General features: G+C 59.3%; 17 protein-coding genes. 10 read left to right on the plus strand and 7 right to left on the minus strand.

Annotated elements, in window-relative coordinates:
- Positions 1–60: 60 nt before the first annotated feature.
- From AC0CW1_RS09770 to AC0CW1_RS09790, 5 genes are all read left to right on the plus strand, one after another.
- The gene (locus tag AC0CW1_RS09770) at positions 61–1,467 is read left to right on the plus strand and encodes a sensor histidine kinase (RefSeq protein ID WP_488182870.1); all 1,407 of its coding nucleotides are present in this window, start codon (positions 61–63) and stop codon (positions 1,465–1,467) included.
- Positions 1,467–2,897 (plus strand): sigma-54-dependent transcriptional regulator, encoded by a 1,431-nt coding sequence (locus AC0CW1_RS09775; protein WP_488182871.1) that lies wholly within the window; start codon positions 1,467–1,469, stop codon positions 2,895–2,897. The genes AC0CW1_RS09770 and AC0CW1_RS09775 overlap by 1 nt, the downstream gene beginning before the upstream one ends.
- 173 nt (positions 2,898–3,070) lie before the next feature.
- Positions 3,071–3,919: a 4Fe-4S binding protein gene (locus AC0CW1_RS09780; protein WP_488182872.1), complete on the plus strand. Its 849-nt coding sequence runs from the start codon at positions 3,071–3,073 to the stop codon at positions 3,917–3,919.
- A gap of 57 nt (positions 3,920–3,976) precedes the next feature.
- Positions 3,977–4,294 carry a hypothetical protein gene (locus tag AC0CW1_RS09785; RefSeq protein WP_488182873.1) on the plus strand — a complete coding sequence of 106 codons (318 nt, stop codon included), beginning with the start codon at positions 3,977–3,979 and terminating at the stop codon, positions 4,292–4,294.
- 73 nt (positions 4,295–4,367) lie between these two features.
- Positions 4,368–4,580, plus strand: a complete 213-nt coding sequence (locus AC0CW1_RS09790; protein ID WP_488182874.1) for a hypothetical protein — start codon at positions 4,368–4,370, stop codon at positions 4,578–4,580.
- A 58-nt stretch (positions 4,581–4,638) separates the two neighbouring features.
- On the opposite strand, the gene AC0CW1_RS09795 is transcribed toward AC0CW1_RS09790, so the two are convergent.
- Positions 4,639–4,905 (minus strand): hypothetical protein, encoded by a 267-nt coding sequence (locus AC0CW1_RS09795; RefSeq protein ID WP_488182875.1) that lies wholly within the window; start codon positions 4,903–4,905, stop codon positions 4,639–4,641.
- Between the two features lie 230 nt (positions 4,906–5,135).
- On the opposite strand from AC0CW1_RS09795, the gene AC0CW1_RS09800 reads away from it, so the two are divergent.
- The 4 genes from AC0CW1_RS09800 to AC0CW1_RS09815 all read left to right on the plus strand — a co-directional run bounded on the left by AC0CW1_RS09800 (position 5,136) and on the right by AC0CW1_RS09815 (position 13,663).
- Positions 5,136–6,128 carry an arsenic resistance protein gene (locus AC0CW1_RS09800; protein ID WP_488182876.1) on the plus strand — a complete coding sequence of 331 codons (993 nt, stop codon included), beginning with the start codon at positions 5,136–5,138 and terminating at the stop codon, positions 6,126–6,128.
- Positions 6,129–6,361: 233 nt separating this feature from the next.
- Positions 6,362–8,995 (plus strand): S-layer homology domain-containing protein, encoded by a 2,634-nt coding sequence (locus AC0CW1_RS09805; RefSeq protein ID WP_488182877.1) that lies wholly within the window; start codon positions 6,362–6,364, stop codon positions 8,993–8,995.
- A gap of 171 nt (positions 8,996–9,166) precedes the next feature.
- Positions 9,167–13,186 (plus strand): dynamin family protein, encoded by a 4,020-nt coding sequence (locus tag AC0CW1_RS09810; RefSeq protein ID WP_488182878.1) that lies wholly within the window; start codon positions 9,167–9,169, stop codon positions 13,184–13,186.
- Positions 13,187–13,435: 249 nt separating this feature from the next.
- On the plus strand, positions 13,436–13,663 hold the full coding sequence (locus AC0CW1_RS09815) for a hypothetical protein (RefSeq protein WP_488182879.1): 228 nt from the start codon (positions 13,436–13,438) through the stop codon (positions 13,661–13,663).
- Between the two features lie 48 nt (positions 13,664–13,711).
- Here the strand turns inward: AC0CW1_RS09815 and AC0CW1_RS09820 are convergent, their stop codons facing one another.
- On the minus strand, positions 13,712–15,019 hold the full coding sequence (locus tag AC0CW1_RS09820; protein WP_488182880.1) for a protoglobin domain-containing protein: 1,308 nt from the start codon (positions 15,017–15,019) through the stop codon (positions 13,712–13,714).
- 470 nt (positions 15,020–15,489) lie between these two features.
- On the opposite strand from AC0CW1_RS09820, the gene AC0CW1_RS09825 reads away from it, so the two are divergent.
- Positions 15,490–16,119, plus strand: coding sequence for a redox-sensing transcriptional repressor Rex (locus AC0CW1_RS09825; RefSeq protein WP_488182881.1), 630 nt, complete (start codon positions 15,490–15,492; stop codon positions 16,117–16,119).
- A gap of 110 nt (positions 16,120–16,229) precedes the next feature.
- Here AC0CW1_RS09825 and AC0CW1_RS09830 read toward each other — a convergent pair whose 3' ends face one another.
- The 5 genes from AC0CW1_RS09830 to ftsE all read right to left on the minus strand — a co-directional run bounded on the left by AC0CW1_RS09830 (position 16,230) and on the right by ftsE (position 21,676).
- A complete protein-coding gene (locus AC0CW1_RS09830; RefSeq protein WP_488182882.1) occupies positions 16,230–17,513 on the minus strand; it encodes a PDZ domain-containing protein in 1,284 nt (427 codons plus the stop codon).
- A gap of 48 nt (positions 17,514–17,561) precedes the next feature.
- Positions 17,562–18,734 carry a S41 family peptidase gene (locus AC0CW1_RS09835; protein ID WP_488182883.1) on the minus strand — a complete coding sequence of 391 codons (1,173 nt, stop codon included), beginning with the start codon at positions 18,732–18,734 and terminating at the stop codon, positions 17,562–17,564.
- A gap of 72 nt (positions 18,735–18,806) precedes the next feature.
- A complete protein-coding gene (locus AC0CW1_RS09840; protein WP_488182884.1) occupies positions 18,807–19,979 on the minus strand; it encodes a murein hydrolase activator EnvC family protein in 1,173 nt (390 codons plus the stop codon).
- Between the two features lie 120 nt (positions 19,980–20,099).
- Entirely contained in the window at positions 20,100–20,981 is an 882-nt protein-coding gene (ftsX, locus tag AC0CW1_RS09845) for a permease-like cell division protein FtsX (RefSeq protein WP_488182885.1), read from the minus strand.
- Positions 20,978–21,676, minus strand: coding sequence for a cell division ATP-binding protein FtsE (gene ftsE, locus AC0CW1_RS09850; RefSeq protein ID WP_488182886.1), 699 nt, complete (start codon positions 21,674–21,676; stop codon positions 20,978–20,980). The genes ftsX and ftsE overlap by 4 nt, the downstream gene beginning before the upstream one ends.
- Positions 21,677–21,727: the final 51 nt, after the last annotated feature.

Below are 21,727 nucleotides of genomic sequence, written 5' to 3' on the forward strand. Positions count from 1 at the left end.
AACCGCTCTTTGTCCGCTCATGCACCATCATTTACACCTTGTTGCCATAGGAGGCACGCCATGACCACGCCTCTTCCGCTTCCCGTGCGCTTGCTCCTCTCCCTTCTGGCGGTGACAGCCGCCATCCTCTTGGCCGCATCTTATTCCAACTACCAGCGTTCTCTTGACATCAAAACGGTGCTGCTGCAAAACAAGGCGAGCAGCATTGCCCAAACCCTGGAGGCGGTGGCGCGCAAGAGCCCGAGCCGCACCCCGGAGGAATTGCAATCGATCATCGCCGCCTGGCCCGAAGACCCCCATCTCATCGAACTGACTGTCTTTGATCGCGGCGGCGTCATCATCGCCCACCGCGATCCGGCGCAGTTAGGCAAAGCGGGAGATGCCCCATCACTGCCCCTTATTCAACAGGTGTTGGAGGAACAAGGCCTGCGCTTTCGCTACATGAAGGAGCAACCGGCGCTGTCCGCAATCGTTCCCACGGGAGCAGTTTCCGCCTCACCGGAACTGGAAGGGTCTGCGCCGATTCCGCCCCGCTTCGAGGCTTTTCTGCCCCTCCATTTGGGAGGCTTTGACGGGGAAGGGCCGCGCATGCCGGGCGATTACCAACCCCGGTTCAAAGTGCTGCGGGTGCAACTGCTGGAAAGCGCTGCTGGCGATGTGACCGGCGCCGCCTTACGGCAGCTTTTTCTGATCAGCCTCGTCCTACTGGGCACACTGATCGTCACTGCCTATCTGATGCAAACACTGCGCCGCTACTTCGCCCTGGAGGCGCAAGCCCGCGAACAGGCCCGGATGGCTTCCCTCGGCCAGGTGGCCGCCTGGGTGGCCCATGAGGTGCGCAATCCCCTGGGCGCGATCAAAGGGCTGTTGCAACTGGTCCAAGAAACTCTAGCAGATCGAGAGGCGGGGGCACAGACAAAGCGTTACTGTGAAACAGCCGTCAGGGAATCAGAACGGTTGGAACGCTTTGTCGGCGACCTCCTTGCCTACAGCCGTTTGCCCCAACCGACGATGACGGAGTGGCCCCTGGCCCCGTTCATTCAGGAAATCGCCGCGCTGCTGGAACCGGAACTGAAAGGGCTCGACGCCGCCATCGTGACCCAGATCGAACCACCTGACCTGACCATCCGGGCAGACCGGGACCAGATGCATCGCCTCTTCCTCAACCTGTTCCAAAATTCCCTGGCGGCCATGCCGTTAGGCGGGGATATCCATGTGCGCGCCCTTTCCAGCCCGGCCGAGGCAGGTCTGTCCATCCTGGTGGAGGATGAAGGAATCGGCCTGCCCCCTGGTGACAAGGAACGCCTTTTTGAACCCTTCTTTACGACACGCGAAAAAGGCAGCGGTTTGGGACTGGCGCTCTGCCGCGATATCGTCAGCCGTCATGGCGGCGCCATTCACGCGGAAGACGCGCCGGGAGGCGGCGCCCGTTTCATGATCTACCTGCCGGAAAAGGGGGAGCCTTGATGATAAAAACGGCAAAGCTGCTTGTCGTCGATGATGAAGAGGCGATGCGCCTCTTTCTTTCGGCTGCCTTAGAGCGGGCCGGTCACCAAGTGGAAGTGGCAGATGACGGCCAATCGGCATTAGAGAAGATCGGGGAAGCTGAGCAGAAAAAAGCGCCCTATGCCCTGGCGCTCATCGATCTGCAGATGCCCCGTCTCTCCGGCATGGACCTCTTGAGCCACATCCGCCAGCAGTGGCCCCGCCTGCCCGTCATCATCCTAACGGCCCATGGCTCCATCGCCACGGCGGTGGAAGCGATGAAGCTCGGCGCTGCTGATTTTTTGGTCAAGCCCCTTCCCAGCCCCGGCCACCTGAGAGAGGTCGTCAGCCGAGTCCTTAGCCAAATCGAAACTCCCGCTCCACCAGTGCGAAACGAAGCAAAGGCGGCGAGCCCCGGCGCTTCACCCCTCCTTCGGCCAGTAACATCCCTTTCCAGCGAAGATCTGATCGCCAGCGATCCCTCTACCTGCGCCGCCCTGGAGCAGGCGCGCCTCGTCGCCGAAACAGACACGACGGTGCTGCTCCTGGGGGAGAGCGGCGTAGGCAAGGAGGTCTTTGCCAGCGCCATCCACCGCCAGAGCGCCCGCCGTGCAGGCCCCTTTGTGGCCGTCAACTGCGCGGCCCTGCCGGCGGCATTGATCGAGAGCGAACTCTTCGGCCATGAGCGTGGCGCCTTCACTGGCGCCAGCGCGCTGAAGATCGGCCGCTTTGAACAGGCCGCCGGCGGAACGCTGTTCCTCGATGAAATCGGAGAACTGGACGGGTCGCTGCAAGCCAAGCTGCTGCGAGTGCTTCAGGAAAAGCGTTTTGAGCGGATCGGCGGAACCCGTTCGATTGTCGCCGACTGCCGCATCATCGCGGCGACCAATCGCGATTTGACCGCCGCCATCGCCGAGCGTCAATTCCGGGCCGATCTGTACTACCGATTGGCCGTCTTCCCCATCGAGATCCCGCCCCTCCGCCAGCGTCCCGCCGACATCTTGCCGCTGGCCCGCCACTTTCTGACCCATTTCGCCGGTAAAACCGGGCGCGACCTCCCACAGTTGACGGCGGAGGCCGAGGTCCTTTTACAAGAATACCCTTGGCCGGGAAATGTGCGCGAGTTGGCCAACGCCATCGAACGATCCCTCATCCTCTGCGTCGGCCGACCCATCGAACCGCGCCATCTGGGACTCCTGGGCCTGGAAAGGGAAACGTCTACAGAGCGAGCAGAAGCGGAACCCTCATCGACCGAAGAGGGTATCCTGAAACAGCAGGAGCGGGACACGATCCTCCGTGTCCTCGCCGCTAACGGAGACAACCGCCAGAAAACGGCTCAACAATTGGGCATCAGCGTCCGCACCCTCCGCAACAAGTTGAAGGAGTACCGCATCCATTCCGATGACGGATAGCGCGAAGGGGCATTTTTTTCTCCCCCCTGCGGCAAAAAATTCCCCTATTCCGCTACCTACACCTCGCTTGCAACCACAAAAAGTCATTCTGCCCGCCTCAATGGCGGTTTTTTTCGTTGGCACGTTTTTTGCATAAACAAAGAGACAAAGACAGCCCAAAGGAGGTTTTTTCGATGACCCGTAAATCGCTCCTGCACCCGTCGCGCCGGGTGACCTTGGTCCGCTGGCTCTCGCTGCTCTTCTTTGTCGGTCTCACATCCTATATCGGCTTGCGCCACCAGATCGTCGGCGGGGGACCGCAAGGGGCGGCGCCCCTGGACACCTTCTGTGTCTTTGGCGGCATTGAGACCTTGTACGCCTACGTCACGACAGGCAAATTTCTCGCCAAGACGAACATGGCCAACCTGGTCCTCCTCGCCGCCGCCCTCGTCCTGATCCTTGTCGCCGGCGCTGGATTTTGCGGCTGGATCTGTCCCCTCGGCGCCATTCAGGAGTGGCTGGCCGGGATCGGCAAAAAACTCTTCGGCAAGACCCTGACCGTCCCGGCTGCGATCGACCGGCCGTTGCGCGCCCTTCGCTTCCTCTTTCTCGCTCTCATCCTCTACAAAACCGTTTTCGACAATACCCTCTGGTTTGAACCCTACGACCCCTTCAAGGTGATCTTTCATTTTAATTTTGAAACGACGACGTCCATCGTCCTTCTGGCGCTCTTCATCGCCCTCTCCCTCCCCATCGACCGCTTCTGGTGCCGCTACCTCTGCCCCCTCTCCGCCGTCTACAGCCTGGTCAGTCCCTTGAGCCTCTTCAAGCTGAAACGGCAACCCTCCGCCTGTATCGACTGCGGCATCTGTACCCGCAACTGCCCGGTGGGCATCGATGTGCAGCACTGCGGGACCATCCCCGACGGGCGCTGCATCAAGTGCCTGCAATGCATGGAGTCCTGTCCGAAACCGGACGCTCTCGTGCTGGAAGCCGGCAAGACCCCGCCGGCGCCTGCTCTTCCCCCGGCCGTCCCCCGGTAATCGCGATTTCTGCGGGCAACCGCTTTTTCAACCGCTTTTTCATAGGAGGAATACACCATGCGGATCAAGCCGCTCCAATACGGACTGCTGGTGCTGGGCCTCTTCTGGGCCATCATCGGTGGCGCCATGGTCACCAACCTGTGGGTCACCAAGCAGTCGCTTCCCCCAACGGGAACGGTCACCTCGACCGAAGAGATCAAGGGCTGGATGACGATCGAACAGATCGGCGAAACCTTGTCCTTGCCGGCGCCGGAGGTGATCCGCCGCCTCGGTTTGCCCCCGGAGAGCGATCCGAAAAAGAAACTGAAGGATCTCGCCGCCGAGCAGGGCAAGACGCCGGATCAATTGAAAGAGGGCCTCCTCAACGACGAATAAGAACTGCCAATGAAGAAAAGGCAAATGAGCGCAGCCTTTCGCGCATACTAACTCCTGCAAAGGAGTTGAGCCCATGTCTCACAGCGATGTGACGGAAGGCTTTCCGTCGCCAAACCATCCTCTGCGGTTCGCTCAAACCGACCGGGAAGGAGCACGCCAGGCGCTGCCCCCCGACGAGGAGGGCCAGATCACCCAGGTGAGCGGCGGTGGGGAGATGCAGTCCTGGGGCGACTTTGCCTTGCAAAAGGAGTTGCACCGGCAAAGTGACGACGATTTGCTGACATGATCCACCAATGAACGCAAAAAGAGCCGGGGCCTGACAGACGCTCCGGCTCTTTTTGCCTTTACCAAGCTCCTCTGCGATAGCCTCGGACATAACCGGCGCCGAACCCGGCTCCAAAGCCTCCCCAAAAGGGAAGCGTCAACGCCAGGACGGAGATAGCGAAAAAGGGATAGTAGAACAACCCCGGGTTGCTGGAATGAAACCAGACGCCCTGAGGAGTGACCCGCTGGATCCGCCCGTGAAGCACTTTTCCACAGCGAAGACGCATCTGGGCCGGCTTCCCGCAATGAGGCGATACGGTGCGATAACATACCGGTCGCAAGATCATGTCGCGCCCTTCCTCCTTTGTTTGTTGGTATTTTTTGGATATTTTATTCTATGCCCAACCTCCCCTGAGCGAGGCGATTTTTCTGACCAGCTCAGCGCTCACCCACGTCCACCTGGCCTTGCCCTTTCGCCGATCCAAAAAATAAAGTGATCGTCTATACGATGCGAGCGAAAAACGATCAGCCTATAATCATAGTATCTAAATACCATATAGGGGGATGGAGGATTCCCATGGGAAAAACCGCGCTATTCTGGCCTTCTAAGAACCCGCTGCTCAGCATACCGATCACATTGGCGCTCGGGTTTACGGCCGGTCTCTTTGTTGACACCAGTAGTCTCGGCAACTTTATTCTCATCTGCACCTTTTTGATGATCTATCCCACCATGATCGGCGTCAAACTGAAAGAGGCCTTCGACTTCAGCCACGCTAAGGTCGTCGGCATCTCCCTGGTCATCAACTTTCTGCTCATCCCGCTGCTCGCCTGGGGACTGGGCACATCCTTCCTCTCCGGCGACCCGGCCATGATGGCCGGTTTGGCCATCGCCGGCCTGTTGCCGACGAGCGGCATGACCATCTCCTGGACGATGATGTTCAAAGGCAATGTACCGGCCGCCATCAAGATGACCGCCCTTAGCCTGATCACCGGATCCATCCTGGCTCCCTTCTACCTTCTGATCATGGTCGGCAAATACGTGCCCATCGACCTGATGAAAACCTTCATCACCATCGCCACTGTCGTCTTCCTGCCCCTCCTATTGGGTCACATAACATTCCTTCAACTGAAAAAGAAATACGGCCAGGAACACTTCCAGAAGGTGATCAAGCCCTACCTGCCGGCCGTCAGCTTCTGGGCCATGCTGGCCATCATCTTCGCCTCCATCTCCATGAAGTCGAAAATGGTGCTGTCCCGCCCCGACCTGCTCGGCGGCATCCTGCTCGCCCTGGTCATTTTTTACCTGATCAACTTCACCTTGAGCACCGTCATCGCCCGCCTCTTCCTCAACCGCACCGACGGCGTCGCCTTGATCTACGGAACGGTCATGCGCAACCTCTCCATCGCTCTCGGCCTCGCCATCACCGCCTTCGGCCCTCAGGCCGCCCTCGTCGTCACCCTCGCCTTCATCCTCCAGGTTCAGGCGGCTGCCTGGTACGGCAAGATGGCTGACCGCTTCGGCTTCTTCGGCAAAGCGCCGGAAAAGGTGCCCGCTGTTAACAACGCTTGAATCACAACACCGATATCACCATCGAACAGACGGCCCGAAAGAGCAATCTTCGGGTCGTCTGTTTTATGGCAGGAAAGCGAGCAGCCATATGCTTCATTCGGGAAAATGCAACTTTTTGCGCCTTTGATTCGTCAATATATTGCATTTTGAAAGGCGGTTGCCATTGGACACAGGATTTTCTTCTTTCTATGTCGAAAAACCATGAAGCAAAACCGCTTTAAGGAGGGTATCTTTTGCGCAAACGACTTGCCTGTGCTTGCTTGGCCCTCTCCATCGTGCTGTCACCGGCTGCCGGACTGGCTGCTGTGACGCAGTTCGGAGATGTGAACACCGTCATGCCCGAGTACCGGCCGATCATGAAACTTTCCGCCCAGGGCACTATCAAGGGAAGAGGCGACGGCAACTTCGGCCCTTCCGACCCCGTGAAACAACTGGAAGCGCTCGTCATGGTCCAACGCTTTTTTGGGATGGAGGCGACGGCAACCGCCGCAGCTTCCCAACTGTCGCCGGACATGGAGAAGAAATTCGGCGGAAATGTGCCCGCCTGGGGAAAAGGGTACCTGGTGACCGCCGTCAACCAAGGCCTACTTGACGCCAACGAGTTCTTCCCTTGGAACCAAGGCGCCTCCCGTGCCTGGGTGTCCCGGCTGTTGGTGCGCCTCCTCGGCAAGGAACTGGAAGCTCAGGGCCGGATGAGCAGCAGCCTTACCTTCACCGACGCCGCCCAGATCCCCCCTTGGGCGCGCGGCCATATCAGCGTCGCCACCGACTTGGGATTGATCCGCGGCAGGGATGGCGGCTACTTTGACCCGAACACGGTCGTCACCCGGGGCGAAATGGCCATTTTCCTGGACCGGGTGGAAGGCAAGATGGACCGCCTGCCGCCGGGGATCTACGAGGCCTCCTTCATCAGCGCCCAGGACTCGACCCTATCCGTGCTGGGGGAGGGAAACCTGCTCACCGCTTTGACTTTGGATACGGGCGCCCGCCTCTTCAGCAAGGACCGGCTGGTTACAGCGTCTGATTTGAGCCCGCAAGCGAAGATCCGCTACATCAAAAGCGGCGATAAAGTGGCCTACCTCGAAGTGAGCCAAGACAGCGGCCTCGCCGCCGATGTGATCCGGGGCGAAATCATCAACAGCCTTCCAGAGCAGGGACTCGTCACCATCAAAGATGAATCCGGCATACCCCATACATATCCTGTCGCCTCAGGCGTGAAGGTGCTGACCTTGGCAGGCCAGCAGTTGTCCGCCAGCAGCCTCAGCCCCGGCGGTAAAGTCCAACTGCGCTTAAACAACGAAGGCAAGATCGCGGAAGCCCTGCTGGAGAGTACAGCTCAACAGAGCCTCCAAGGTACTATCGTTGAACTGAATCAGACGAATAACATCCTCGTCCTTTCGGACAGTACAAGCCGCTTTTCGACGTATTACCTCGATTCCAGCGTTGCCGTCGAATACAAGGGGCGCCGTTTCACCGCCTTGGAAGACCTGAAAAAAGGCGATCTGGTCAGTGTCGAAGTGGACGGCAGTTATGTCGTCAAGAAGATCAATGTCCTCCAAGCTCAAAACAACATTACCGTCAAAGGGTCCGTCAGCCTCATTGACAAGGACAGCCGTCTCTTCACCGTCAAAGGCGATGATGGTCAGTTCTACGCCTATGAACTCCCCGATTCCGCTTCTGTCCAACTGGCCAGTGGCGCCGCAGCCCGTTTTGACGACCTCTTCTTGCAGGATCCCGTGTCCGTATACCTAACAGACGGCAAAATCGCCAAACTGGTCATCGAGCGCTCCGGAACGGCACGGGGTATCTGGGGAAAAATCGCCTCCATTGATACGAGTCGTCGTTTGATGATCGTAAAAGACCAACAGGATCGGCTGGAATCTTACGAGATCAAAGATCCTGTCGTCCTGGACATCGAAGACGAAGATAACCCCGAACTGAACGACCTAAACATTGACGACATTATCGAATTCGAACTCGATCGGGATGAAAAAATCACCTACATCAAAAAGAACGACACCCTGGAAGGGACCGTCATCCGCAATGACGCAGACCGTTACCTGTTAACTTTGCGTGATGAAACGGGAACGGACAAGGTGTACACCGTCGATAAAGATGCAGATATCGAGATTCACGACCGTTCCAGTGAAGATTTGGAGGATGTTGAAGAAGATGACCGCATCAGGATCAAGGTAGAAAATGACGAAGTCACTGAGATCAAGGTCCATACCATCACCAATGGTGAAGTGACAGAAATCAGCCGTTCTAGTGACCGTATTGAAGTGGAAGATACAGAGGGCGACGAGGACAGCTACGATATCGACAGTGATTTGAAACTCATCATACCTGGTATCACGAAACCGAAAGTGTCCGACCTCACTGTGGGTCAGTGGGTTCAGATTTCCTATTGGGGTGACGACCCCTACGAGGTAACCCTGCAAATACCTGTCGCAGGTGAAATCACTGAGGTGGATCGGAGCCGTGAAAAAGTGACAATCCGCCGGTATGACGGTAGCACGAAATCTTATGAAATCAGCAGCGATTTCGAAGTCGACAAAGGCGGCAGCACCTCCACCAGCATCAGCACCCTCAGTGTCGGTGACCGGATCCAGGCCACACTTGACGAAAAAGATGCGATCTTCCGCGCTTACGTGGCAAAGAAAGTGACCGGCGTCGTCGACGGGATCAACCGTTCGACTAAGGAAATCTATATTGGCACAAAAGTGGGCTACCTGATTACGCAGAGCACCTATGTCCTCCAAAACGGCTCGCGCAAAAACTTCGATGATATTACGCAAGGTCAGAACGTCTCCATCTACTACCTCCCTGGATACAAGGCTTTTGAAGTGACCCTGCCAAACAAGTAACTTTATTTGAAACAAAGGCTGCCTCTGAAGTTCAGACGGCAGCCTTTGTTTTTCTATCGGCAGAAAAATCTGACTTCCAGGGATTCCGTTGATCTCCGATAAAATGATAGAATCGGATCGTCTACGAACCATCGTTTTTTCGATATTATTTTGTCAAGTAGGTGCGTGAAGTTGACCCATACTCCTCAAGCGGCATCGGCGGTCATCCCGGTGCTGATCGAACGGCTGGAGAACCTGGCCGTCCGCTTTCGCCAGGACCGCGACGAGCACGCCGCCTACGCCGCCGAGACCCTGATCGGGAAACTGCGCCGGCGGCAGTTGCGCATCGCCTTTTGCGGCCATGTATCCGGCGGAAAATCGGCCCTGATCAACGCCTTGATCGGCGAGGAAATCCTGCCGACGAGCCCCATCCCTTCGAGCGCCAACATCGTCACCGTCAGTTCGGGACCGGCTGCCGCCCGGGCGCGGCTCAAAAGCGGCGAGACGGTCGAACTGGACCTCTTCGCCAACCTCTCGGGGGTGCAAGAACACTGCCTCGACGGCGCTGACACCCACTCCGTCGATATCGCCCTGCCCATCGACCTCTTCGGCGCCTCAGTCGACCTCTTGGACACGCCGGGCGTCGATTCGGCCGAAGCCGCCCGCCGCTTGGCCGAGGATCCGGCCATCGTCGCCGCCGACGTCATCTTTTACGTCATGGATTACAACCATGTCCAGTCAGAGATCAACTTCTCCTTCACCAAGCGGCTCAAAGAACGGGGCAAACCGGTCTTTCTCGTCGTCAACCAGATCGACAAACACTGTGACTTCGAACTCGACTTTGACTACTTCCGGCGCAGCTCAGCGGCAGGCTTTGCCGCCTGGGACATCCGACCGGAGGGCCTCTTCTTCACCAGCCTCGCCGACGCAGACCACCCAGAGAACGAACTTTCCCGCCTGAAGGCGCGCATCCAGGATCTCTTCCGCCATGAAGAGGAACTGCTCATCGCCTCCGTCCTGCCGGCAGCCCGGCAATTGGTCGACGACCACAATCGGCGCCTTGCCGACGCCCACAAGGACGACCGCCAGCGCCTGCAAGACCTCCTTGATCAGACGGAAGACCTGGAAGAGGCCCTGCGAACCTACGGGCAGGTGAGCCGCCAGATCGATGAACTGGAGCGGGCGCCCCAGCGCCTGCAGGAGGAACTGGATCAGGAGATCCGCCGAGTCGTGGAAAATGCCCGCATCACCCCGCACACCACATCGGAACTGGCCCGCCGCTACCTGGAAAGCCGCAGCCCCGGCTTCAAAGTGGGCTTCCTCTTCTCCGGGGAAAAGACAAAAAAAGAGATCGCCGCCCGACTGGAGGCGGTCCATGCCGATTTTCGCCAGCATGTCTCCACACAACTGGAATGGCACCTGCGTGACGTTCTCTCCCGCGTCGCCGAAAGCCACGGCGTGACGAGCAGCGATTACCTGCAGCGCGCCAACAGCCTCACCGTCCACTGGGGGGCGGACTTGCTCGCCCGGGTGGTCCGCGAAGGCGCCGTAGCCGGCAACGAGTACATCCACAACTACACCCGCGACATCGCCGCTGAGGTAAAATCCCTCTACCGCCGGGAAGCCCTCGCCCTGGCTGAAGAGGCCGTCCAACTGGCCGAAAAAGCCACTGCCGAGCAGCGTGACCACTTATTGCGCCAGCTCGAGCCCTTGCAGTCCCTGGCCGACGCCGTCAAGACACTCGACCGCCTGGATCAGGAGGAGCGCAAAATCCGGGAAGAACTGCTGGCATCGTTGCAACGCGGCCTGCCGGAAATCACTCCGGTGGAAGCTCTGCTCTCCCCTTCGCCGGAATCTGTCGACATTACCATCGGGGTGAACGATCTCTCTCAGAAAACGGAAAAAACGGCAGAGGCCTGCGAGAACCGACCCGATCCCCTGGCCGGTCTAGGTCAGGCATTGCGGGAACAGTCAGCGCCAGCGCGTGCCAGCGACCCCAGTGATGCTTCCGCTCTTGATCCGGCCTTCGGCGCGATGGCTTCCGACTCATCGCCTGACCTCACCAACGCATCGGACCCCGCCGACGGCGCCCCGCCACTTCTTCCGCAAACGGCCCAACGTTTGCGCCGCTGCGCCAGCGCCGTCACGCCCCTGCCCGGTTTCGCTCATATCGCCGAAGGACTCACCGCGCGGGCGGAACGGCTAGAGAAAAACATCTTCACGGTCGCCCTCTTCGGTGCCTTCAGCGCCGGCAAGTCATCGGTGGCCAACGCCCTGCTCGGCCGCCCCGTGCTGCCCGTTTCGCCCAACCCGACGACAGCGGCCATCAACAAGATCCTCCCCCCGAACGAGCAGAACCCCCATGGCACGGTGCGGGTCCGCCTGAAAACAGCCGCCGACATCGAGAGTGATGTCCTTCACTCCCTCAGCGCCTGCGATTTAGCCGCTTCGAACATGGCCGAGGCGCTGCGGCGGCTCCATGAAATCGCCCCTGGCGACATCCACCCGACGGCGAAGCCCCACTACTCTTTCCTCCGGGCTGTTGCCCGCGGCATCGGCGCCGTCGAGGGCCGCCTCGGCGAGGAGCTGGTCATCGACCTGGACGCCTTCCACGACTATGTGGCCAGCGAGGAAAAAGCCTGTTTCGTCGAGTGGATCGAACTCTACTACCAGTGCCCTCTGACCGCCCGCGGCGTCATGCTCGTCGACACGCCCGGCGCCGACTCGATCAACGCCCGCCATACAGGCGTCGCCTTCGACTACATCAAAAACGCCGACGCCATCCTCTTCGTCACCTACTTCAACAGCGCCTTCTCCCATGCCGACCGGGACTTCCTTTTCCAATTGGGTCGGGTGAAGGACAGCTTCGGCCTGGACAAGATGTTCTTCCTGATCAACGCCGCCGACCTGGCCCGCAGCGCCAGCGAACTGACCGAGGTCCAACGCCATGTGACCGAGCGGATCGCCGCCTGCGGCATCCGCAACCCCCGCCTCTACACCGTCTCCAGCCAGACGGCGTTGCTCGCCCGCCTGGGGGCGCTCGGCCTCTTGACAGTCTCCCAGGAAAAGACCTACCGGCAGCGGACCGAGTCGCTCGCTAGGGTCAGGGAAGGGAACCGCGACGGAAGGGAGTCCGGCGGCGTGGTCAACGTAGGCGGCGCGGGCAGCTCCGGCAGCGTCGACCCGCTCGGCAACGAAGGTCAAACCGGCAGCGTTAGCCAGAACGTCGGCATCGATGAGAGGTACACTGGCAGCGACGATTTACTCCCCTGGTCGGCAGGGTTTTCTCTCTCCGGCTATGACCGCTTTGAAGCCGATTTTTACGGCTTCACCCTCCATGAATTGACCCAGATCGCCGTCTCTGCCGCCGAAGGTGACATGGCTCGCTGCTTGGCCAGTCTCGATGATGTGATCGAAGCGGCCCACCTGGACGTATCGGCTCGCCGGAGAAAACGGGCCGCCTGCGAGACCACCCGCCTCGATGCGGAACGGGCCGTCAGCGCCGTCAGCGTCGACGCCGACCGGGACCTGCTGGACAAGGAAGCCGATGAACTGATCTACTATGTCAACCAGCGGGTCTTCTACCGCTTTGGCGATCTCTTCGATCGCTATTTCAACCCCTCGGTGCTTCAGGATTCCCGCGGCAACATTACGAAAAAGGGCATGCAACACTGCCTGGAGGAGTTGCTACAAACCCTGGAAAAAGAGCTGGCCCAGGAGATCCGGGCGACTTCGCTGCGCCTGGAACAGTTCATCCACAAGCGCGCCGGTCAGTACCGGAACAAGCTGGCCCAGTCGGTCGGGGCCATCGACTCCCGCTGCGCCCTGCCGGACTATGAGCCGGCCGCCTTGCCTGCGCTGGAGATACCGGAGCGGCTCTCCCTCTCCCGCACCGATGGGCTGCGCATTCTCCCCAACGGCATCAGCAACCCGCGAGAATTCTTCGAAGGATCGGGCCGCAACCGTCTCCGGTCCCAACTGGAAGAAACCCTCCGCTCTCCTGTGCAAGCCTATCTGGCTGACGCCTCGGTCGTTGTCAAGGACACCTACGCGCCCTTGTTGGCGAAGACGCTGGAACAAGGACGCCAGCGAGCGCAGCAGGCCGTCGCTGACCACTACGCCAGCCTGCTGGCAGCGCTCGACGTCGATTTTGACGTGGCGGCGGCGGAGCGGATCCGGGCTGAACTGGCCCTGTTGAAACGATCCCTCTAAGCGACCTCCTTTTGCCTGATTTATCTCTCTGCTATCCTTTCGTGCACCACAAGGTCCACGAGGCTTCTCGCTGGCGCGCTTGCCGCGGCTTTGCTCGCGCGCTGAGGCAGTCAGAGACGCGCCGTCCGGGGCAAGCGCCGTTTTTTCCCACCACTTGCGGCGATTAAGGCAAATCGGCCAGAGGGACAATAGCGTCACCAATCGCCTCAGCGGTTCGGAAGAAAGGTACGCCCGGGGAGATGGTCAGCCATGTTCCAGAACGCAGAACTCTGGCGCTTCTACTTCTTCCTCTTACAAGAACTGGTCTCCTTCACCCTTTCCTTGATCGTCGACAGCCTCCTTTTTCTTTCCGGACAGATCGGTTTCTGGCTTATCGCGCTCCTCTGTCTGCTGGGCGCCGCCTTGCACGGCCTGAGACAGCGGCGTTTGCGGCAACGCCTTGAGATTGAGATGAAAAAAGCCCCGGATGACACCTGACCAAAAGTCGGGGCGTCTCCGGGGCTTTTTTATCATACCGGCTCTGGGCTATTTTATCTCCTGGGCCATCATCGCTAGATCTTCCGCCGAATGAGCGACCGACTCAGAGGCGTTTTCGATCTCATGGGCCGTCGTGCTGAGCGTGACCACCTCATCGGAGATCTGGCGCATCTGCTCCTGGTTGAGGGCGATCGATTCGAGGATGCGGGCGAAGCCCTGGACCACCTTGTCCACCAGTTCGTTGACGCGCTCCATCGATTTGGCGTTTTGCTCCATGGAGCCGCTCACATCGGCCGTGTGGTTGCGCGACACCTGGATCATCTCGGCAATCTCTTTCACCGACTGTTCTGAGCTGCCGGCGAGCTTCTTCACTTCCTGGGCGACGACGTTGAAGCCGCGTCCGTGTTCGCCGGCACGGGCCGATTCGATGGCGGCGTTCAGGGCCAGCAGGTTGGTCTGGGAGGCGATGCCCTGGATCACCTCGGCGATGGAGGAGATCTTCTCAGAGCTCACATCGAGGGCGGCGATCTTCTGCTTCATGTCCAGCATCAGTTGAGACAGTTCCTGGATCGCCTGGACGGCTTCCTTCAACTGGCCCTCGCCGCCCCTGGCCAGGGTGACGACCTCAGCGGAGTGCTTGGCCGCCTCACTCACATTGCGGGTGATCCGTTCGGCCGAGGTGGACATGTGGGCCGCCGACGCGGCCGTTTCCTCGGCCGTCGCCGCCAGGCTCTGGCTGGAGTCGTTGACCTGCTGCTGCAGCGACGTGAGGTTGTTCAGGATCTTTTCCAACTCTTCTTTTTTGGACAGGCCCGAGGTATAGCTCTCGATGTAACTGCTCATGGCAAGCTGCTGGTCCAGGTTGGTGATCGTCAACAGGGCGGTGACGGCCTTTTTTGCCCGCTCCTTGTCCTTGTAGGCGTCCATGATTTTGGGGATGAGGAAGTTATGATGCAACTGGTAGGCCGATGTAAACCAGTAAGGCGGCAGGGAGATGCGGTCATGAACCTTGCCGATCTTATAGCGCTCGACGACATAGTTGTCATCGACCTTCATCGGCGCCAGGCTGAGGATGTAGTTGCGCATGGTCTTCTTCAACCGGTCGACAGTGGTGTTGCGCTCGATAAACTCGCGCATCTCGGGCATCGTGCCGAGGTGGCCGTAGAAGGCCTCTACCGCTGCGTCGGCGTTCTTTTCCAGGATGGGGCGAATCTCCTGCAGCAGTTCCAGTTGCTCGGGCGTTAGCTTGATGAAACGGACGGACAGTTGAAAGGAGGGGTCTTGCAGCGAGATCGTCGGTTTCGGTCCCGTGTAGAGGCGGAGTTCCGATTCATCAGTCGATTTGCGCCAAAACATAGGTGAACCTCCCTGTACGACTTTTGAAAGCAACCAGTAAAAATAAGGGGATTCATTGCAACAAGGAAGAATGATACCCTTCACTTGAGACGGGCGTTTTCTACTCATCGCGTGTGCCATCCAAACAGCGCTTTTATCGAGGCACTGCTGGCGAAAAAGCGCTTCTGGCCGAACCGCTCCGTCTACTCATACCCATTTCGAGATGATCGCTTCGATTCCTGCAAGCGTCTTACTCTTTGGAAGAAAGCGCACCGAGTCGCCATCCTTTCTCCAAAGAATCGGAAACATGGAGCCTCCCCTTGTCGGTTTTGAACCAATGGATGCATCAACGAAAATCTGCCTGTGTAAGGATATTGAAATGTTTTTTGAGGTAATTGCGATGAGTTACGCTATGCTCGGCATTTTATTTGTATTATACTAAAGATATAATGCTAGACCTAAAAGTACAAACGCAACCGGAGGTTTCCCAGATGAAAATGTTAAAGATCCCTGAACCGACCGTTGTCCGGCTCTCACTGTACTCTCGTTTTCTGAATCAGGCTAGCAGCAAAGGCATTGACATAATATCTTCCGATGAGATCGGCGCCGCCGTCGGCATCCCCTCGGCTCAGGTCCGCAAGGACCTCTCCTACTTTGGCGAGTTCGGCATCCGCGGTGTCGGCTACCGTGTCAAAGAATTGTGCTCCCAAGTGGATAAACTGCTCTGCGTCAATCAGGTCTGGCCTGTCGTGATCATCGGCGCCGGCCACCTGGGCCTCGCCATGTCCGGCTACAGAGGCCTCCAGGATCGCGGCTTTGACGTGATCGCCCTCTTTGACGCCAACCCGGCAAATCAGGGCGAGTTGCCCAACGGCCTGTCCGTCCTGCCCATGGACAAGCTGGCCGAAGTCGTGCAAGAAAAGGATATTCGCATCGGCATTATCACCGTCCCCTCCGCCTCGGCCCAGCAGGTGGCCGAAGCGCTGATCGCAGCGGGCATCACCGCCATCATCAACTTCGCCCCGACAGTCCTCAACGTACCGCCCGAGGTGGAGGTCCGCAATATCGACCTGACGGTAAACCTGGAAGTGCTCAGTTTCAACCTGGGAATGCGGGGGTAACGTGGATAGTAGGAAATTTTAAGAGAGCTGACATCGGTAGACGGTGTCAGCTTTTTTGCTGCAACCCATTGTAGAGGGGACCCTGCCATGGGGGGGCTACAGATCTCTCTTCACTTCTTCCTCCGCCTCCACGCCTCCACCAACCTCGCCAGCGGACGTGTCAAAATCCCCCCGCTCGTCTGCAACGTCACCAGCGGAGGTTCCTCCGGATCGGGCGCGGCGATGAGGCCGAGCGGCTCGTTCCACCCCTTGGTGACACTCCCGCGCCGCCAGGCCGGCCCTTTTCCGCCGGGCAGGTAGTCCACGTCCACATCGATGGGCGACCAGGACAATGCGATGGCCATATCCCGCTTCGACTGGACGGTCATGCCGTTGATCCGCCCCACCACATCGCCGGCGCGCAGGCCCAGCTTTTCCGCCGGCGTGCCGACACCGGTGTCGAGGACCCGCATCCCTTGCAGCGAAGGGATGAACAACGGCGGGCCGCTCATCTCGCGCCGCTGGCTCCAGAGGATCAAGGCCTCATGGCCGAGGGGGCCGAAGAGGGCCGGAAGGATCGCCAGGGTGGGAAAGTTGGAGGCGACGACGGCGAGGACCAGCAGGATGGCGCTGTAAAGGGCCAGCAGCTTTGCCGAACGGCGGGCGTGCGCCTCCGGCTGGCGGGTGACGGCCAGGTCGCCATAGCCGAGGAGGGCCACGATGGGCAACGGGAAGAGGACGGCGACCTCTTTGGCCGCGTCATAGTCGATCGGAGGCTGCTGGATCAGGGGCCACCAGTCCGGTGTGGCGATCTCCTGCCAGGGAAGGCCGCTGTCCAGCGGGATCGGCAGCAGCGTCAGCACCAGCAGCGGGATGGGCCAGAAGCTCTGCAGATTGTAAGCGCCCACCGTCATTCCCCGCCGATGGGCGATGAAGACGGGGAGACGGCTCAAGTGGCCGGAAAGGTAGATCAGCAAAGCCTCCACCAAGTGCAAGATGGCGACGAGACCCATGATCTGGGCAGCGCTGACCTCGCGCCAGCCCATGACGATGGCCGCCAGGGAGATCAGACCGCCCGCATAGGCGTAGCACATGTAGCGCGTGTTGATCACCGCCAGCAGCAAGGCCAGCGGCAGGAGATAGATGAAGCCTTCGGCGACGATGGTGATCCCGAAGGCAAGCATCAGCAGGGAGCCGATGAAGCCGGCGATCACACCATAGACGGCCGAAAAGAGCAGCGGCCGCCACCAGCCTTCTGGCTCCAGTTGAAACATCTCCGCCTTCATCCGGCTCTGTCGCCGGTACAGGAGGGCAATGATGAAAAGGAATACCCAAAAGGATGGGTATTCCTGCGGTTGCAAGAGGAGGATTTCCATTGCCTCCAGGACGAGCCGGAGCAGATCCCAAGGTTCCATCTCAGAAACCGCCCGCCTTTATGCGTTTTAATTGGCCATTATCCGCCTTTATTTCATCATGGTGTGCAGGGTTTCCAGGGCTTTATCGAACTGGGGATCGCCTTCCTCCCCATTGTTATGGGCGGAGGCGCTGTTCTTGTCCGGTTCCACCTTCACATCGGGCTCGATGCCGATCTTGTGGATGTCGTTGCCTTTCGGCGTCAGGTACTTGGCGATGGTCAGCTTGACGCCGGAGCCGCCGGTGAGGGGGATGAGGGACTGGACGACGCCCTTGCCGAAGGTCTTCGTGCCCACCAGGGCGCCGGTGCCGCTGTCTTTGATGGCGCCGGCCACGATCTCGGAGGCGCTCGCCGAGCCGCCATTGATCAGCACCACAACGGGGATGTTGATGTAATCCCGTGTCGTCTGATAGGTCTCGCTGCCGCCGTTTCGATCGACCACCGAGACGACCAGCCCCTGCGGGACGAAGTGGGAGGCGATGTTGACGGCTGCGCCCAGTTCGCCGCCGGGGTTGTCGCGCAGGTCCATGATGATCCCTTTGATCTTTTTCTCCTTGAAGCTCTGGATGGCCCGGTCGACCTCGCCGGAGGCGGTCATGTTGAACTGGGTGATGCGGAGGACGCCGACGCGGTTGTCACTCTTGGCCGTCTCCGCCGTGACGACGGGGATGCTGACCTTTTCCCGGTTGATCTTGAAGTCGAGGAAGCTCTTCGTCGTTTCCCGGAAAATGGTCAAGTTGACCTCAGTTCCTTCCGGCCCCTTGATCTTGGAGACGGCCACATCGACATCCATGTCGGCCACATCTTCGCCGTTGACCTTGACGATCACGTCGCCCGACTTGAGGCCGGCCCGCTCGGCCGGTCCGCCCTTGATGGGCGACACGACGACCATCTGGTTCGTCTCTTTTTTGCTGATGTAGACGCCGATCCCCGTGAAAGCGCCTTCGATCTGTTCGGTCAGATGCTTGTATTCCTGCGGCTCCATAAAGACCGAGTAGGGGTCCTTTAATGAGGCCACCATGCCTTTCATGGCCCCGTTGACCAGGTCGTTGATCGACACCGGTTCAAGATACTCTGTCGTCACCAGGCGGACGACCTTGATCAGGTTGACCACGTTCTGGGCGTCACCGAGCGTATACACCGCAAGGGAACCGGTCATGAGGATGCTCAGGAGGAGGACAACGACGATAGTGAGGACAAGGCCTCTCGAACGACCGGCCAATGCGTTCAACCACCTTACATGTTTTTGCGCTTCTCTTAACTCTATTCGCATGGACGGCCCTTTATGCGAGAATCAGCCGCCGATATAGGGCATGGGGTTCGTATGGTTGCCGTTAACGCGCACCTCAAAGTGCAGGTGCGGCCCCGTGCTCCAGCCGGTCGAACCGACCTGCCCGATCACGTCGCCCTTCTGCACCGTCTGGCCTTCGCTGACGCCGATCACCGACATATGGCCGTAGAGCGTCACCGTCCCGCCGCCATGGTCGATGATCACCGTGTTGCCGTAGGCGCCGTAGTACCCGGCCATGGAGATGACGCCCGTTTGGGCAGCATGGATCGCCGTGCCCGTCGGCGCCGGGAAGTCGACACCCGTGTGGAAGCGAGACTGCTTCAAGACGGGATGGATGCGCGGCCCGTAGGGGGAGGAGACGTTGGTGTTGTTGGGAACGGGGTGGGTCATGGGCCCGCTGCCCATCTTGGGCCGGTTTGACTTGCTCTGCATGGCCCGGATGACCGACTCCAGTCGGCGAGAGGCGGCCTCCTCTTCATCGAGCATGCGTTCGATAGATTCTTTTTCGTTGACCACCTGGGCGAGCACCTGCTGGGTCTCCTGGGTCTGCTGAGCCAGGACCACCTTCTGCGCCGCCGTCTGTTCCCGAAGTTGAGCCAGTTCGCTGCGCCGCGCCTCCAGGTCGGCCTTGCGCTCGGCGATGGCCTTCTCTTCCGCCTCGATCGCGGCGATCAGGCGGGCGTCGCTTTCGACGATCTTCTCCAACAGATCCATGCGGGTCAAAAAGTCCGTGAAGCTGTTCGCTTGCAGGATCACGTCGAGGTAGGAGACGCTGCCGTTGATGTACATATCTTTGAGGCGCGCCTTTAAGGCGTCCGTCTGGGTCGCCTGACGCTTCTGGGCGGCGGCAATCTCTTTTTCGGCCGTCGTGATGCGCCCTTCCACATCCTTTACCTTGCGGTTCAGGTCGTTGAGGGCCACCTCGGTACGGTTCATCTCATTTTTGACGGCCGTCAGCTTGCTCAGCACACCCTTGCGCTCCTGCTCTTTGGCTCGCAGCTCGCGCCGGGTATTTTCGATCATGCCACGCACTTCGTCCAATTCCTGTTGCTTGCTCTGCAGTTCGTCGGCGGCGGCGACACCGTCCGGTAACAGGCGGACACCGGGCATGGCGATGCCCAGCAAGACAGTCACCGCCAGGCCGGCGGCAAAGCTGCGGATCAGGCGCTGTCCCATCGGTCCTCTCCTTTCCCTTCACTCGGACAATCTCTATGACAGGCGATTCTCGTCATTCGCTTTTTTGCTTGCTCGGTTCGGTTTTTTTACTCCCTTCGGCTCGGGTCGCTCCGTTCCGGTTTACACCTTCAAAAACTTGCGCAAAGAGATGCTGCTGCCCAGGGCGCCGATGAAAACGCCCGAGGCCAGGATGATCTGGCTGATGGTCAGCAAAAAGCCGCTGTCGACCCGCAGGGGGACGAAGGGCAGCGATGTGCGCACATATTCAGCTACGGGCGTATACAGGGCGTAGACCAGAACGACCGCCAACAAAGAACCGATCAGTCCCAGAAAAGTGCCTTCCAGCAAAAAAGGCCAGCGGATGAACCAGTTGGTGGCGCCGACGAATTTCATAATGTTGATCTCACGGCGGCGGGCGAAGACCGTTAAGCGGATCGTCGTTGAGATCAGGAAGATGGCAGCCAGGCCGATCAGGCCCATCACCGACAAGCCGACGACGCGGACCCACTGGGTCAGTTGGAGCAACCGCTCCACGACACCTTGGCCGTATTTCACGAATTCAACGCCAGGTATCTTGCCGAACTCCTCGGCAAGGGAAACCACATCGTTGGGATCCTTCGTCTTCACCTTAAACTGATCCGGGAAAGGGTTGTCTTCACCGAGGGCGCGCAAAAGCTCGGGCCTCACCTGCTTGCGCATGGCGACCATGGCTTCCTGTTTCGAGACAAAGACCACCTCAGCCACGCGGCTGTTTCCGCGCAGCTTGTCGGCCACGACCTGGGTCTGCTTGGCGTCGATATCGTTTTTCAGGGACAAGACGATCTCCAGATCCGACTCGATGGTGGCGGCGGCGTAGTTGGTGTTCATCACCAAGAGCAAGGAGATGCCTAGGATCAGCAGGGAGATGGTCACCGTCGAGATCGAGGCGACGCTCATCCAGCCGTTTTGCCACATGGACCGGAAGGCTTCCCGAAAAAAATAGCCGAAGGTCTGCACTTTCATCGGATCAACCCCCGCTCCTGCTCATAGGCGCCCCGCTCCTCGTCGCGAACAATGCGGCCGCCCTCGATGGCGATGACCCGTTTGCGCATGCTGTCGACGATGTCTTTGGCATGGGTGGCCATGATGATGGTGGTGCCGCGCCGATTGATCTCCAAGAGGAGGTTCATGATCTCCTGAGCCGTTTCCGGATCCAAGTTGCCTGTCGGCTCATCGGCGATGATCAGCATGGGATCGTTGACGATGGCCCGGGCGATAGAGACGCGCTGCTGCTCGCCACCGGAGAGCTGGTTCGGCAACAGGTCGGATTTTTTGCCGAGGCCCACCATCTCCAGCACCTGGGGCACCCGCTGGCGGATGCGCTTCGACGAAGCTTCAACAATCTCCATGGCAAAAGCCACGTTGTCATAGACGCTCCTGTTGGGGAGGAGGCGAAAATCCTGGAAAACGACGCCGATCTGGCGGCGCAGGTAAGGAATCTCCGCGTCACGCATGCGCACGAGCGAACGGCCGTCAAAGAGGATCTGGCCCCGCGTCGGCGCCTCTTCCCGGAAAATCAGCTTGGTAAAGGTCGATTTTCCCGCTCCGGAAGGGCCGACAAGAAAAACGAAGCTCCCCTTCTGTATGCGAACGTTTACGTCCACAAGCGCCTGTACCCCGTTGGCATAGGTCTTTGAGACGTTAAACATCTGTATCATAAAAATAACAACCCCCATCGGGAGGTTGTTCGACAAAAAAGCGTCATATCC

This window comes from Heliomicrobium sulfidophilum (genome assembly GCF_057715735.1).

What these genes read in the sequence shown, in the direction of transcription:
- AC0CW1_RS09830 (WP_488182882.1), bottom strand. Translation starts at nt 17,513, where the DNA reads ATGGAACCTTGGGATCTGCTCCGGCTCGTCCTGGAGGCAATGGAAATC.
- AC0CW1_RS09780 (WP_488182872.1), top strand. Translation starts at nt 3,071, where the DNA reads ATGACCCGTAAATCGCTCCTGCACCCGTCGCGCCGGGTGACCTTGGTC.
- ftsE (WP_488182886.1), bottom strand. Translation starts at nt 21,676, where the DNA reads ATGATACAGATGTTTAACGTCTCAAAGACCTATGCCAACGGGGTACAG.
- AC0CW1_RS09815 (WP_488182879.1), top strand. Translation starts at nt 13,436, where the DNA reads ATGTTCCAGAACGCAGAACTCTGGCGCTTCTACTTCTTCCTCTTACAA.
- AC0CW1_RS09800 (WP_488182876.1), top strand. Translation starts at nt 5,136, where the DNA reads ATGGGAAAAACCGCGCTATTCTGGCCTTCTAAGAACCCGCTGCTCAGC.
- AC0CW1_RS09795 (WP_488182875.1), bottom strand. Translation starts at nt 4,905, where the DNA reads ATGATCTTGCGACCGGTATGTTATCGCACCGTATCGCCTCATTGCGGG.
- AC0CW1_RS09770 (WP_488182870.1), top strand. Translation starts at nt 61, where the DNA reads ATGACCACGCCTCTTCCGCTTCCCGTGCGCTTGCTCCTCTCCCTTCTG.
- AC0CW1_RS09785 (WP_488182873.1), top strand. Translation starts at nt 3,977, where the DNA reads ATGCGGATCAAGCCGCTCCAATACGGACTGCTGGTGCTGGGCCTCTTC.
- AC0CW1_RS09775 (WP_488182871.1), top strand. Translation starts at nt 1,467, where the DNA reads ATGATAAAAACGGCAAAGCTGCTTGTCGTCGATGATGAAGAGGCGATG.
- AC0CW1_RS09790 (WP_488182874.1), top strand. Translation starts at nt 4,368, where the DNA reads ATGTCTCACAGCGATGTGACGGAAGGCTTTCCGTCGCCAAACCATCCT.
- AC0CW1_RS09820 (WP_488182880.1), bottom strand. Translation starts at nt 15,019, where the DNA reads ATGTTTTGGCGCAAATCGACTGATGAATCGGAACTCCGCCTCTACACG.
- AC0CW1_RS09825 (WP_488182881.1), top strand. Translation starts at nt 15,490, where the DNA reads ATGAAAATGTTAAAGATCCCTGAACCGACCGTTGTCCGGCTCTCACTG.
- AC0CW1_RS09840 (WP_488182884.1), bottom strand. Translation starts at nt 19,979, where the DNA reads ATGGGACAGCGCCTGATCCGCAGCTTTGCCGCCGGCCTGGCGGTGACT.
- ftsX (WP_488182885.1), bottom strand. Translation starts at nt 20,981, where the DNA reads ATGAAAGTGCAGACCTTCGGCTATTTTTTTCGGGAAGCCTTCCGGTCC.